The organism is Paraburkholderia dipogonis (assembly GCF_042680985.1).
Taxonomy (GTDB): Bacteria; Pseudomonadota; Gammaproteobacteria; order Burkholderiales; family Burkholderiaceae; genus Paraburkholderia; species Paraburkholderia phytofirmans.
Genome location: NZ_JBHUFR010000045.1, coordinates 147,343 through 161,224, shown reverse-complemented (window position 1 = coordinate 161,224; position 13,882 = coordinate 147,343). Strand labels below are relative to the sequence as shown.

Annotated in this window: 10 protein-coding genes; 5 read left to right on the top strand and 5 right to left on the bottom strand. The window is 56.1% G+C overall.

Annotated elements, in window-relative coordinates:
• Window positions 1–38: 38 nt before the first annotated feature.
• Window positions 39–857 carry a 3-methyl-2-oxobutanoate hydroxymethyltransferase gene (panB, locus tag ACFSNN_RS39335; protein WP_134465223.1) on the bottom strand — a complete coding sequence of 273 codons (819 nt, stop codon included), beginning with the start codon at window positions 855–857 and terminating at the stop codon, window positions 39–41.
• A 211-nt stretch (window positions 858–1,068) separates the two neighbouring features.
• Between panB and ACFSNN_RS39330 the strand changes: the two genes are divergently transcribed.
• The 4 genes from ACFSNN_RS39330 to ACFSNN_RS39315 all read left to right on the top strand — a co-directional run bounded on the left by ACFSNN_RS39330 (window position 1,069) and on the right by ACFSNN_RS39315 (window position 8,288).
• Complete coding sequence (locus ACFSNN_RS39330; RefSeq protein ID WP_134465224.1) at window positions 1,069–1,539, top strand: Lrp/AsnC family transcriptional regulator; 471 nt, start codon at window positions 1,069–1,071, stop codon at window positions 1,537–1,539.
• A 578-nt stretch (window positions 1,540–2,117) separates the two neighbouring features.
• The gene (locus ACFSNN_RS39325; RefSeq protein WP_134465225.1) at window positions 2,118–5,630 is read left to right on the top strand and encodes an indolepyruvate ferredoxin oxidoreductase family protein; all 3,513 of its coding nucleotides are present in this window, start codon (window positions 2,118–2,120) and stop codon (window positions 5,628–5,630) included.
• 510 nt (window positions 5,631–6,140) lie between these two features.
• Window positions 6,141–7,214 (top strand): SDR family oxidoreductase, encoded by a 1,074-nt coding sequence (locus ACFSNN_RS39320; protein WP_208949598.1) that lies wholly within the window; start codon window positions 6,141–6,143, stop codon window positions 7,212–7,214.
• A 699-nt stretch (window positions 7,215–7,913) separates the two neighbouring features.
• Window positions 7,914–8,288, top strand: a complete 375-nt coding sequence (locus ACFSNN_RS39315) for a hypothetical protein (protein ID WP_134465227.1) — start codon at window positions 7,914–7,916, stop codon at window positions 8,286–8,288.
• Between the two features lie 182 nt (window positions 8,289–8,470).
• On the opposite strand, the gene ACFSNN_RS39310 is transcribed toward ACFSNN_RS39315, so the two are convergent.
• Entirely contained in the window at window positions 8,471–9,568 is a 1,098-nt protein-coding gene (locus ACFSNN_RS39310) for a branched-chain amino acid aminotransferase (RefSeq protein ID WP_134465228.1), read from the bottom strand.
• Between the two features lie 186 nt (window positions 9,569–9,754).
• Here ACFSNN_RS39310 and ACFSNN_RS39305 point away from each other — a divergent pair, with 186 nt between their 5' ends.
• A complete protein-coding gene (locus ACFSNN_RS39305) occupies window positions 9,755–10,216 on the top strand; it encodes an Lrp/AsnC family transcriptional regulator (RefSeq protein WP_134465229.1) in 462 nt (153 codons plus the stop codon).
• A gap of 90 nt (window positions 10,217–10,306) precedes the next feature.
• Here ACFSNN_RS39305 and ACFSNN_RS39300 read toward each other — a convergent pair whose 3' ends face one another.
• From ACFSNN_RS39300 to ACFSNN_RS39290, 3 genes are all read right to left on the bottom strand, one after another.
• The gene (locus ACFSNN_RS39300; RefSeq protein WP_134465230.1) at window positions 10,307–12,103 is read right to left on the bottom strand and encodes an acyl-CoA dehydrogenase; all 1,797 of its coding nucleotides are present in this window, start codon (window positions 12,101–12,103) and stop codon (window positions 10,307–10,309) included.
• Window positions 12,104–12,312: 209 nt separating this feature from the next.
• Window positions 12,313–13,083, bottom strand: coding sequence for an enoyl-CoA hydratase/isomerase family protein (locus tag ACFSNN_RS39295; RefSeq protein ID WP_134465231.1), 771 nt, complete (start codon window positions 13,081–13,083; stop codon window positions 12,313–12,315).
• On the bottom strand, window positions 13,080–13,880 hold the full coding sequence (locus ACFSNN_RS39290) for an enoyl-CoA hydratase-related protein (RefSeq protein ID WP_134465232.1): 801 nt from the start codon (window positions 13,878–13,880) through the stop codon (window positions 13,080–13,082). The genes ACFSNN_RS39295 and ACFSNN_RS39290 overlap by 4 nt, the downstream gene beginning before the upstream one ends.
• Window positions 13,881–13,882 lie beyond the last annotated feature (2 nt).

The following is a 13,882-nucleotide window of genomic DNA, read 5'->3' as shown; positions in this document are numbered from 1 at the left end:
TTTTGCGTACCAGTCAATCATCACTCACAGCGCGCTCGTTACGAGAACGTGTGCTCGGGTTTGGGAAAGGTACCAGCCTTGACCTCAGAAACATAAGCGCGAACGGCACCTTCGATGGAGGTTGCGCCGACCATAAAGTCCTTGACGAATTTTGCTTTCCGGCCCAGGTACACTCCGAGTACGTCATGAAGTACAAGAACCTGGCCGGTGCAGTCCGCACCTGCGCCGATGCCAATAGTGGGAATTTGTAGTTTTGAGGTAACTTCGGCAGACAACGACGGCGGAATCGCTTCCATAACGATGAGTTGCGCTCCAGCTTCCTGCAAGGAGACAGCGTCCGCTACCAATTGTGTTGCCGCTGATTCAGTTTTACCTTGCACCCGAAACCCACCCAGCGCGTGCACTGACTGCGGCGTCAGCCCAATATGCGCGCAAACGGGAATGCCTCGCTGAACCAGGAAACACACTGTCTCGACCAACCATGCACCGCCCTCGATCTTGACCATCTGCGCGCCAGCCCGCATCAACCGCGCCGCGTTGTCGAACGCTTGCGTAGGCGTGGCATAGGTGGCGAAAGGCATGTCTGCGACGATCAGCGCATTTTTATTTCCGCGCGCTACCGACTCGGTGTGATAAGCCATGTGGTCGATAGTGACCGGCAGGGTGGTTGAATGCCCCTGCAGTACGTTGCCCAAAGAATCGCCCACCAACAGCACGTCTACTCCGCAATAGTCGAGCATCGCCGCGAAGCTTGCGTCGTAGCAAGCAAGCATCGCAATCCTCTCCTCAGCCTCGCGCATCGCTTGCAGTTTCAGAACGGTTACAGCCTTACGAGTGTTTTCTTGCAGGTAGGTCATGGTGATTTTTCAAGCCTCAGAGTCTGTGCCCACGCACAACTCAACTTGTGCGAAAGGCCGCCCCTTCTGCCTCCACGGATGAAGGAGCCGATGCGTAGTTCACGGTCAGTTCAGTTTATGCGTTCGCTCGTGAATCAATGCACCAAATCCAACCTCAATTCCGGACGACTGTAGTACGATTGCCCTAGTCAATGCACACGGCCTAGCAGCTATGATCCAACAACACGACCTTGATAAAATTGATCTGCAAATTTTGCGGGAGCTTGCCGTTGATGGCCGTCTGAGCTGGCGGGAACTGGCAGAACGCATTGGCCTATCGCTGACACCGACACTTAGGCGCGTTCGGAAGCTTGAAGAGCAAGGAATTATCCGGGGCTACTCGGCAGATTTGGATGAGCGCAAGCTGAGCGGAGGGCTCAATGTGTTCGTGTCCGTCACCCTCGAGAACCAGTCCGAAGCTGTGATCAAGCGGTTTGAAAAGGAAATCGTGGTAGCGCCGGAGGTAATGAGTTGCTTCACTATGACGGGCGACGCGGACTTCATCCTTCGTGTGGTCGTGCATGATCTCGATTCGTACCAAAACTTCCTTACCAAGACACTGACCCGGATCCCAGGTGTCGAGCACATACGATCCAGTTTCGCGTTGAAGACCGTGCTGAACCGGACATCTCCGATGCTTTAACTCGCGAGATCCAATGGTCTGCCTTGAAAGGGTTTTCGACGATCCGATGAGACACGTCGGGCCACAGGTAGCGGCATTTTTCACTCATGTTTGCGCGGTCCGACACAACCACTTTCGGTTCCCGGCTTAACGTCGACCTCCAGTTCTCACAGGATTGCGAGAGGTTTTCTCGCTTCACCAACCAATCCATCCGGGTTGCCAAGGCGCAACCGCAATCGCGCGACCAGACCTCCTGCCCGTTCTCCCGGGCTGAACTGAATAGCTGCCAAGCAGCGCCCACACCGCTGGCAATGGGCCGCCATCCCCACCGCCACCGCCCGCCCCTCTGGCTCACCGGGCGCCTTGAAGCTTGGTAATGAACGCGTTGACACGCTCATCCACTCCACCACGGCTGGCCTCTGCCGTGCGGACCCACCCCTACCACCATGTGGATTGGCATTTTTAGACCAATATTTCGATATTAATTAGTTATTTTGATCTACAAAATAGAAATTTACTAATTTAGGTTGGTGCAAATTCTCATCAAAGGAAGCCTAAACTTACTCATCTAGTTCTAAAAAGTTTCCTTGGAGACACTCGTGGGTACTACTCAAACTGCGCTCAGCGCAACCCCCTCTGCACAAACCAATCAGCGCACTTTCCTAACCGGGATACAGGCACTTGTTCGATTGCCAATAATCCAGCGCGAACGCGACCGCGCTCGCGATATGGCTACCGCTGGCCTGATATCTGGATACCGTGGATCGCCACTGGGTGCATACGACCAGCAGCTATGGAAGGCTTCCAAGCAACTTGCCGAGCATGATGTCGTCTTTCAGCCAGGACTAAACGAAGATCTTGCTGCCACGGCACTTTGGGGTGCACAGATGCACCGGGTCTTCGGCGACACGAAGGTCGATGGAGTGTTTGGTATCTGGTACGGCAAGGGCCCGGGTGTCGACCGTACTGGAGACGTCTTCCGTAACGCCAATATGATGGGCACATCGAAGCTTGGTGGCGTACTTGCCATTTCGGGCGACGACCATGCAGCACAGTCCTCCATGTGGCCGCATCAGACCGATGGCATATTTCACTCTGCGTCGATTCCGGTGCTCCAACCCAGTAACGTTCGCGAAGTCATCGAATTTGGTCTCGCGGGTATCGAGATGTCTCGGTATACCGGGCTATGGGTATCGTTGAAAACGATCGCTGAAGTTGTGGAAACTGCCGCCACCCTCGACATGGGATCATGGCCGACGTTCACTGAACCGGCGGACTTCCCCATGCCGGCCCATGGTCTGAACTGGGACCCGACACTCTCATGGCCTGCACAACGCGGCGAGTATGAACGTCGCCTGATTGAGGAAAGACTTCCGGCAGCTCGAGCATGGGCGCGGGCGAATAGACTTGACCGGATCGTCGTCGAGGCGCCAAAGAAAGAGCTGGGCATTATCACGGTCGGCAAGGCACATCAGGACTTTATGCAGGCCTGTCGCGATCTCGGCTTGAGTGATATCGCGCTCCGTGAGCTGGGCATCTCGGTTTACAAGGTTGCAATGAGTTGGCCGCTTGAGACCGAAGGCGCCTGCGAGTTTGCATCGGGGCATAAGGAAGTCCTCGTAATCGAGGAAAAACGTTCAAATGTAGAGGGACAACTCAAGGAAGCTTTGTTCCATCGCCCCCAATCGGAACGCCCCATCATCTCGGGAAAAACTGACGCAGCCGGTAAAGCACTCTTCCCTGAAGCCTGGGAGTTCAGTGCCTACCTCGTGGCGAGCGTACTAGTGCGGCGGATGCAGGCGAACGGCATCAACACATCACACACTGTCGCACGGCTTGCCGAGCTTGACGCCGCTGCCAAGAAGCCCTCAACGGCGATCATTCCCATTCGTCGCCCGTTCTTTTGCTCTGGTTGCCCGCACAATACGTCTACACGAACACCGGATGGCTCAATCAGCGGTGGCGGTATCGGGTGCCACGTGATTGCGCTGTCGCAGCCGGAACTCAAAACCAAAGTCGCGAGCCACATGGGTGGCGAGGGTGCACAATGGATTGGCGCAGCCCCGTTTTCGAAGACAGCGCACATTTTCCAGAATCTCGGTGATGGGACATACGAGCATTCTGGCCTTCTCGCTATTCGAGCCGCTGTTGCAGCAAAAACCAACATCACGTATAAGATTCTATATAACGATGCGGTCGCTATGACAGGGGGACAACCGACCGAGGGGACAAACAATCCCGCCCGAATCACGCACCAGCTCCACGCGGAAGGACTCGAAAAGATCGCGTTTGTGACTGACAACCCCACGCGCTGGAAAGACACGGGAGTACTTGCGACGGGCGTCGAAGTTCATCATCGCGACCAGCTTGACGCCGTCCAGCGTCAACTTCGCGAAATTCCTGGCGTCACAGCGATTGTCTATGAGCAGACCTGTGCTGCCGAGAAGCGACGCCGGCGTAAGCGCAAGGAGACGGTCGACCCGGACCGCCGTGTGTTCATCAATCAAGAGGTATGCGAGGGTTGCGGTGACTGTTCGGTGCAATCCAACTGCATTTCTGTCGAACCCGTTGAAACACCACTGGGTCGCAAGCGCGCTATCAATCAGAGCGCTTGCAACAAGGACTTCTCCTGTGTGAAAGGCTTCTGTCCGAGTTTTGTCGAAGTAGAAGGTGTCAAGGTTCGCAAGCCGGACAGCAAGCGACTCGTGGGAGCAGAGACTAGCCTTCTTGCCACTCTGCCTGCCCCAACGCTTCCGAAACTCGACGAGCCTTTCAACGTATACATCACCGGCATCGGTGGCTCAGGTGTGTTGACGATGGGTGCAATCCTTGGTGCAGCTGCTGGCGTCGACGGCCTGTTGTCCACCGTGCTCGACTTCACAGGGATGTCGCAAAAGAATGGCGCAGTGGTCAGCCAGGTGCGCATTGCCGCTACGGATGGACAGATCGCCGCTTCACGCATCGGCGAAGGTAAAGCAGACCTGCTGCTCGGCGCAGATCTAGTTGTGTCCGCCGCGCCTGATTCGCTTATCCGCCTGTCGGCAAACCGCAGCTCGGCGGTCCTCAATCTTGCGCCGACGCCCACGCCCGATGTGATCAGCGATCGGGATGCGACCTTGCCAGTCAATCTGATGCATGAACGTATCCGCAGCCGCTGCACCGCAGCCTTCCATGCATTCGATGCGGGCGCGATTGCGCAAAGCATCTTCGGCGACACCTTGCCAACTCATACGCTGATGCTGGGTTACGCATGGCAAAAGGGCCTCGTGCCGCTAAGTCGTGAAGCGCTCCTTCAGGTGATTGAGCGCAACGGTGCAGCTGTCGAGATGAACAAGTCCGCGTTCAATTGGGGACGCATTTTCGCCGCTCAACCGGATGCGCTCGACACCATTCTGGCACCGGCTTCGACGCTGAAAGCAGAACCCGACACATTGGATGCGCTGATGGAACTTCATGAGCAACGGCTCAAGGACTATCAAGGCCCGGCCTATGCCCGGAAGTACAGTGAACTTGTCAGTCTTGCTCGCGACGTCGAAGCGAAGATTGCCCCCAATAGCACTACGTTCGCTACCACGGTCGCGCGCAGCGCATACAAGCTCATGGCATACAAGGACGAATACGAAGTGGCTCGACTTTACTCCGCACCGAGCTTCCGCGAATCTTTGACGGCACAGTTCTCGACTGCAGAGAAAGTCTCGATCTGGCTTGCACCGCCTCTTCTTTCGCGCATCGATCCGAGAACCGGCCGACCGCAAAAGAAGAAATTTGGCCCGTGGATCTTCCCGGTTCTCAAAGTCGTTGCTGGTATGCGTGGCCTACGGGGCACCGCGCTCGACGTATTTGGTTACACGGGCGAGCGTCGTGCAGAACGCCGGCTCATCGCCGAGTACTTCGACGACATCCGCAAAATTTGCTCTGTCCTTACGCCGGTCAAGCTTGAGCAAGCCGTGACGTTTGCTTCGTTGCCGATGGACATTCGTGGCTTCGGCCCCGTCAAGGAGCACGCGATTCACGATCACGTGGTGCGGCGCGCTAACGTTTTGGGATCACTGTCAGGCTCTTCAAAAAACGGTAGCGCAGAGAGTACCCGCAAAAACATCCGGGCGGCTTGACGTCCTCCCTGCCCTCAGCCGTCGGCTGAGGGCAGTGATTCCTTCTGCAAGAAGGCGACGTGCCACCGCGAGAACATTCCCTGCTGCATTGATGTCGCGATGATGATACGCATCACATTCGAAGCAGGCCATTCCGTTATTCCAGGACCTTTCCGACCCTTCGGGCCAGTGCGCCTGTTACAGCACTGCAGGTCTGGGTTGACTAATTTTCATCGGTCTCATCGAACCACACGCCTGCGTCATCGCACTTATACTGCTGCATGGTCCGGAACAGGCTCCAGCCTGCATCGAGCACGGATTTCCCCATTCGTGTTTTTACGAGTGCCGAAGCATTCACGTTGCCAATGAAGATGGCGCCGTACTCCCTCTCTAGCGCCTTGGAAAGCTTGTGTAACTGATCTTTCCGTGCATTCTGTATCTTTGCATGAAGCACACCTACCCATCTCTCAGCGCTGCTCTGGTGGTGCCGAGTTCGACACCTAAATATCTGTATTACGCAGGATCAGTCAAATGAAGACAGTCGTAGTCGCTGGCGCAGTTGGGATCATCGGCCGAGCCGTAATTTCACACTTCGACCAGGTTCCGAACGCCAAGGTGATCGCAGTTTCGCGACGCAAGCCGGACTACCCTACCAAGGCCGAACACATTCCTGTCGACCTTCTGGATGCCGAATCGTGTCGAGCCCTTCTGGCCAATCGAAATGACATCACACACATCGTTCATGCAGCGTACCAGGAAAAGCAGACACAGGCTGAGCAGGTTGGCCCCAATCTCGCGATGCTCGAGAACCTCGTCCGTGCAGTGGCCGACGCCTCGCCGAGACTGCGCCATGTGACGCTGATGCAAGGGACTAAGGCCTACGGGCCGCATCTCGGGGCATTCAGCACTCCGGCCAAAGAGTCCGATTCGCGGCACATGCCGCCGAATTTCTACTACAACCAGGAAGACTTTCTGCGCGCAGCCTCGAAAGAAGCATCCTGGACGTGGACTGCACTTCGACCGGCAGGCGTTATCGGGATGGCAGTCGGCAATCCCATGAACTTGCTGATGGTCATCTCTGTGTACGCGGTAATCTCGAAGGCATTGGGTCTGCCTCTGGTTTTCCCCGGCACATGGGAATCGTATCAGTCCCTCTTCCAGGTAACAGACGCGCGGCTTCTGGCCCGCGCTACGGAATGGGCCGGCGAAGAACCGGCTTGCGCCGGACAGACGTACAACATCACAAACGGCGACTTCTTCCGTTGGTCACGCGTGTGGCCTGTCATCGCAAAGTTCTTCCAGATGGAAGTAGGTGCCCCGCTGGCGATTAGTCTGAACGAAATGATGGCGGACAAGGGTGATCTGTGGAGTAAACTCGTCGACCGCTTCGACCTGCTGCCGACGGCGTTTGAAAATCTCGCCCGCTGGGGATACGGCGACTTCGTCTTCAAGGCGCCCTATGACAATCTCTCAACCACGATCAAAGCCCGAAAAGCGGGATTCCAGGACTGCATCGACACCGATGAAATGTTCATCGAATTTTTCACGATGCTTCAGAATGCACGAGTAATCCCGAAGGACCTGTCGAAGCTTGGGCCGGTGTAAGTAAAGGCTGTCTGCCTGGATATCCTCTTCGGGTACACTGTGAAAAGGTGCGCAAAGGCGCTGGCTACACCCGGTTGTAAGCCATCCTTGGCGAGATGCCAAGGCATTCCGGCTTTCCGGAGCGGAGCTGTGAAACAACCCTGCTCACTGCATCTATATGAACGCGTCTGCTTTGCAGCAGGTTTCACGTGTTCCGACTGACAGGATGGGCTGCATTTTCATACGTAACCTTATTGCAGCCGACACTGCTGCAGCGGGTCCCGATGAAGTCCGCTGACTCGTACCCACTCTTCTCGTGAGCCCGAAGCATTGAGATGCAATTCAGGTTGTAGGATAAGCGCGGGCTGTTGCCAGCACGCGCTCCCCAAAGAACTGGACAGCCGAGTCGCTTCGCATCCGGGTCAGCGCATGCGTCAGCACCATGGGCTGGCACCGGTGGTCTGTCAGAACGTTTGAGGCTCGACGATGAGCAAAGGAAGTCCATTCCAAGCGTAAGCGCGTCCCTCATTCTTGTAATTACCCACATCCGTTTCAAAAGACCTGGTACCCTGGAGTACGTCAAGACCAGGTTACGGGAAGGATGACCGGTAACGGTAGCCGACAGACTAAGGATCGTGCCTGGATCAAGCGGGAAATTGACGCTAGCGAGTTCCGGGACGAACGCCTGCGCAAGCGTTTCGGAGTGCCGGCATAGCAACAATGGCTCTCTCTCCTGCCGGGCCTTCTTTTGATCACGTCATCCGTCAGTGGATGATTGGGAATCGATTTTTTGGCCTCCGACCTTTGGCCCTGCGGCTGTCGCAGGTTTGGCGCCGCAAGGACGATGCGTCCTCCTGCAAGACGACGACTTTCCGCCGCGAAACGTTCACCGCCGGGCTAGTAGCTGTACCGCAGCATCGTCCGGAACCAGCTCCGACCCGCTTCGAGCACGACTTCGCCATTTATATCTTTGCAAGCGCCGAAGCGCTCATGTGGCCGCTGAAGATAGCGCCGAGCTCCTCGACGAGCGCCGTGGAAAGGTTGTGCACCTTGGCTTTCCCGGGAATTCTTTTATTTTTTGCCCGATCGGGCTGAAGACCTGAGGCTTTCAGGCGACGTCGGGACAGATCCCCGATGAACTAGAGAGCTCGTGGCGCGCCGCCGACTGCGGCGCTGGATTCAGTGCGGGCGCCTTCGTAATGCCGCCCGCACTGTATCAACGGCTGCCGATAGAGTTGGCGCCGTTACCTCCACTGACGAACCTTGTTCCAGTTTCTTCAGAACAAGCGATCCAGCCATCCATGATGATCTGGCGCACGCCCGTTTTGGATATCAAGTAGTGCCGTCCTCAACCGGCCGGTCACTTGACCAGCGCCGCCGTCGCCAATAGTGAATTCATGTTTGCGTCCCTTCACTCGCCCGATTGACGTCACGACCGCTGCGGTGCCGCACGCAAACGCTTCAACAAGTCGCCCGCTTTTTGCGTCTGCCTCCCATTGATCAATAGCGTACGGCTCCTCACGCACAACAAATCCCAGATCGCGAGCAAGCGTAATAAGCGACGCGCGAGTAATGCCCGGCAGGATGGTACCAGTAAGCGGAGGAGTCTGAAGCGAACCGTCAGCGAAGACGAAGAACACGTTCATGCCGCCAAGTTCTTCGACCCAGCGTCGTTCGACTGCGTCCAGAAACACCACCTGTTCACAACCTTCCCGAATTGCCTCCGCTTGCGCCGCAAGACTGGCCGCATAGTTACCGCCGCATTTCGCGTCGCCGGTCCCTCCCGGCGCGGCTCGTGTAAATTGGTCGGAAACCCAAATCGTTACAGCTGGAGCACTTCCCTTGAAATATGCGCCAACGGGCGTAGCCACGACGCAGTAGAGATACTCGGGCGAGGGTTTCATGCCGAGCACTGCTTCAGTGGCGACCATGAAAGGCCGAAGATAAAGAGCCGAACCATCTGTCGACGGAATCCATTCTTTATCGATCCGCACCAGCTCGCGCACAGAATCTACGAACAGATTTTCGGGCAGTAACGGCATTGCAAGTCGATCAGCAGAATTCCTGAAGCGACGTGCATTTGCGTCTGGACGAAACAGTGTGGCGCCGCCGTCGGGCAGCCGATAAGCCTTCATGCCCTCAAAAATTTCTTGTGCATAGTGAAGCACCAACGTCGCGGGGTCGAAACTGAAGGGAGCGCGAGGACAGATCTTCGCGTCATACCAACCACGTCCCTCGGAATACTGAATCGTGGCCATGTGGTCGGTGAAAACTCGACCAAAGCCTGGGTTTTGAAGCAAAGTCTCGCGTTTTTCGGCTTCGACAGGATTGGGATGCTTCTCAATCTGGAACACCTCGGTACTTCTGCCATTCATTTCCGTCTCCTCCATCACGTGCGACGGGCCCATCCCGCGACGCACACAAAAATCACTAATTTATACCAGTGTGTTTAGCAGTTGATTTTGTTTTATATCCTATAATTCCAAACAGATGGCACCGGGTACCAATTTTTTAAGTTAATCAGCCACAAAATTCCAAACCCCTATCTGAGCCCCATTCCTATGCAAAATCTAGATGAAATCGATCGCCGGATTCTACGAACGCTGCAGGAAGACGGTCGCATTCAGAACGTAGAGCTAGCAGAAAAAGTTGGCTTGTCTCCTTCGCCGTGCCTTCGGAGAGTAAGATTGCTCGAAGAAGCCGGAGTCATTGAGCGTTATGTCGCGTTACTGAACGCATCGAAAATTGGTGTGGGTCTGACTGTTTTTGTTCGCGTTTGGCTCAAAAGCCAGGATGCAAAGACTGTAGACAAATTCACGGCCGAAATACAACGCATTCCAGAGATTGTCGAATGTCATTTGATGGCGGGAGACAGCGACTTCCTCCTGCGCGTAGTCAGTGCAGATCTCGATGCATACCGCAGGTTTCAGGCTGAGCATCTGACAAGGATCGACAGTGTGCAGAGCGTGAAAACAGAAATCCCCATGCAAAAAGTCAAACAAACTTCCCGGTTGCCCCTGTGAAAGGCTCGCAGCAATGGGTTTGGTGGTCCCCGCCAACGCGAAGCGGGGACATTCAATTACTGGAGCCACGGGCAGTTTCTGACCAGAGCATCAGAATGCAGTGTCATCCATACTCAACGTGGATTCGGCCCCATGGATTACCGTATAACTTAACGCCGGTGCTCGGGAAAGTACATGATCCGCGTAGAAGAGACTTGTCACAATCTTGCTCTTCAGGAATGCACTGTCAGCCGAGGCTTCATCCAGCAACCGATGAGCAGCAAGCGCTGCTCGTCCCATTTGCCAACCACACGCGACGGTCCCTAGAAGCTCCAGAAATGGGACAGAACCCGCAAGCGCCAGTTTTGGTTGATGTGAGTAGGTATCGACGAGAAAGTCCACCGTTTTCGACAATTCGGAAGTCGCCATTTTCAGGCTGACTCCAATTGCACGTAAATGCGCACTCTCCTGGTTCCCAAGCTCCGCCTGGACATCTTGCATTTTCTGGATAACCAGCTTAAGTGTATGCCCCTCATCCCGACCAATCTTGCGGCTGATCAGATCCATTGCCTGAATACCGGTGGTGCCCTCGTATATCGTTGTTATCCGTGCGTCACGCAAGAGCTGTGCGGCACCAGTCTCCTCGATGAAGCCGGTACCCCCGTGCACCTGTATGCCCATCGACGCGATTTCCAAACCGGTCTCTGTGAACCACCCCTTGACGACCGGCATCATCAGCTCGACAAACGCCTGACTGAAAGCCCGCTCCAGCGGGTCTAGATGAAGTTCTGCCTTGTCCATACAAGCTGCAACCACCACGGCCAACGCGCGCATGGCTTCGACGCGGGACTTCATGCTCATCAGCATGCGTCTCACATCCGGGTGCCGAATAATCGGAACCTTGGTCTGAGCACCGCTGCCCGCCTCAACACCTTGCACGCGCTCCCGCGCATAGTCCCGTGCCAGCTGATACGCACGTTCACCCAGACCGATACCTTCCAGGCCCACGGCAAATCGGGCTGCGTTCATCATGATGAACATGTATTCCAGACCACGATTCTCTTCGCCCACGAGGTAGGCGACGGCGCCGGCGTTATCACCGAACGCAAGGACGCAGGTTGGCGTCGCATGGATACCAAGTTTGCGCTCAAGGGACAGGCATCGAACTTCGTTTTTCTCGCCCAGTGTCCCGTCTTCATTCACCAGAAGCTTCGGAACGGCAAACAGCGAGATTCCTTTGGTTCCAGATGGCGCACCATCCACCCGTGCGAGGACGAGATGCACCACATTCTCAGCGAGATCGTGATCGCCGTAAGTGATAAATATCTTGGTACCCGACAATCGGTAGGTCCCATCGCCAACCGGCTTCGCGCGTGTCCGAACGGCTGACAGGTCGGAGCCAGCCTGTGGTTCCGTCAACACCATGGTTCCGGTCCACTCTCCGCTGACCATTCGCGGTAAAAACATTTGCTTCAGATGCTCGGACCCTGCAAGCTGCAAGACATTGATTGCGCCTCTAGTAAGCATAGGCAGTAGGGCAAAGGCTACGCTTGCGCCATTCCACATCTCGTCAACAGCTGCTGCGATGAGGCGAGGCAGGTTCTGACCTCCCAGCTCCCTGGGCACAGATAGCGCATTCCACCCGCCCCAGACGAACTGTTCGTAGGCATTCTTCCAGCCTTGCGGCATGCGCGGTTGCCCGTTCTCAAGCCGCGCGCCTTCGACGTCGCCTGTGCGATTAATCGGCGACACAACTTCCGAGGCGAATGTGCCTGCTTCCTCAAGAATGGCTTGCACGACGTCTGGCGTCGACTCCTGAAAGCCAGGCAGGCTCGATATCTCACGAATGTCTGCAAGCTCCTGGAGGACGAACTGGATATCCAACAGAGGCGGGGTGTATTGGTTCATCTCTTGTCTCCGAAGAACGAACCTATCAGCGCACCGACGCGTCTCAGAAATTGGACGCTGTTCAACGCCTGTACGCCCAGGCTCGGATCAAATTACGGCGTGTTACAGCAGAATCCTTTGCATATTCAGGAAGGCCTCCGCTGCAACTTGACCGCTGGCATGCATGACAGCACCGCAAACAACGGAGGCCAGAAACTCAGCACAGCGATTTAGCGTCCCGTGAAGGCAGGCTTACGTTTTTCCAGAAAGGCTCGCATCCCTTCAGTGGCGTCGGTCGTTTGAGTCGCCGCCACAAACAGGTCTGCCTCGAGGCTCAAGCCTTCTTCGAGCGAAACTGATAAGGCCTTCTCGACTGCAGTTCTCGCCATACGCATTGCAGCCGGAAATGGTTCGCCGAGGCGGTCCAAGAACCGCACACCCAGGTCAATAGAGTCGCCCGCTTCAACCACCTGATGAATCAAGCCGATCTGCGCGGCTTCGTCGGTCTCGACCAGGCGACCACTTGCAATCATCTCGATCGCACGTGCCTTGCCTATCAAGGCCGGTAGTCGCTGCGTCCCGCCATAGCCCGGGATGAGACCAAGTTTGATCTCTGGAAGACCAAATCTCGCGCCAGCGACAGCGATCCGATACGTGCACGCCATGGCCAGTTCAAGCCCACCGCCAAGAGCCACGCCTTGGATTACGGCCAATGAAGGAAAAGGCAAGCGGTCGAGCTTGGCGAAAGTGCACTGACCGGAACGGGCGGCATCGCGATGGGCGCCTGCGCCTCGCTCAAGCAGTTCCCTGATATCAGCACCAGCACAGAACGCCTTGCCGCCGGCACCGACGAACAACAAGGCACGTGGCGAAGAAGCAGCCGCCTCATCGATAAGCGTGCCGATGCGGTCAATCATTTCAGCGTTGAGTGCATTCATCGCCTCGGGGCGATTTAGCGAGATGACCGCAACGTCACCGCTACGTGAAAGTGTGACGTTCATGCTTCAGAACCGTCATTCTGCTCGCCCCGGAAGCGCGGCTTGCGCTTCTCCATGAACGCTGCAACCCCTTCGTGCGACTCAGCAGTACCGTAGTACAGCGCAAGTGCCTGCATCCCGAGGCCGCCGATACCGCGAATGGAATCGGAATCGGCATTAAATGAGCGCTTCGCAATAGCAATCGCCGTCGGGCTAAGCTGCATGATTTCCTGGCACCAACGGTCGACCTCGGCGTCGAGCTCGGCCATAGGCACGACAGCATTGACCAGGCCCATTGCAAGGGCTTGCTGGGCGGTGTAACGCCGGCAGAGGAACCAGATTTCGCGCGCCTTCTTCTCGCCGACAACACGTGCGAGAAATGCGGTACCGAACCCAGGATCGACAGAACCTACCTTGGGTCCAACTTGACCGAGTTGTGCCGAGTCTGCTGCAATGGCCAGATCGCAGCACGTCACGAGGACGTTCCCACCGCCAATCGCGTAGCCGTTGACACGCGCAATCACCGGCTTCGGTACGTCCCGAATCAAGCCCTGCAGTTCTTCGACTGGCAGACCGATCAAGCCCCGACCATCGTAACCGCCATCATGAGCCGACTGGTCTCCACCCGTACAAAACGCCTTTTCACCGGCGCCAGTCAATACGATTACACCAATCGACTTGTCCCACCCCGCACAATTGAGTGCGTCGATAAGTTCGTCGCACGTCTTTCCCCGAAAGGCGTTGTACTTTTCAGGGCGGTTAATCGTAATACGTGCAACGCCTGCCTTCACTTCATAGAGGATATCAGTATAGTCGCTCATGA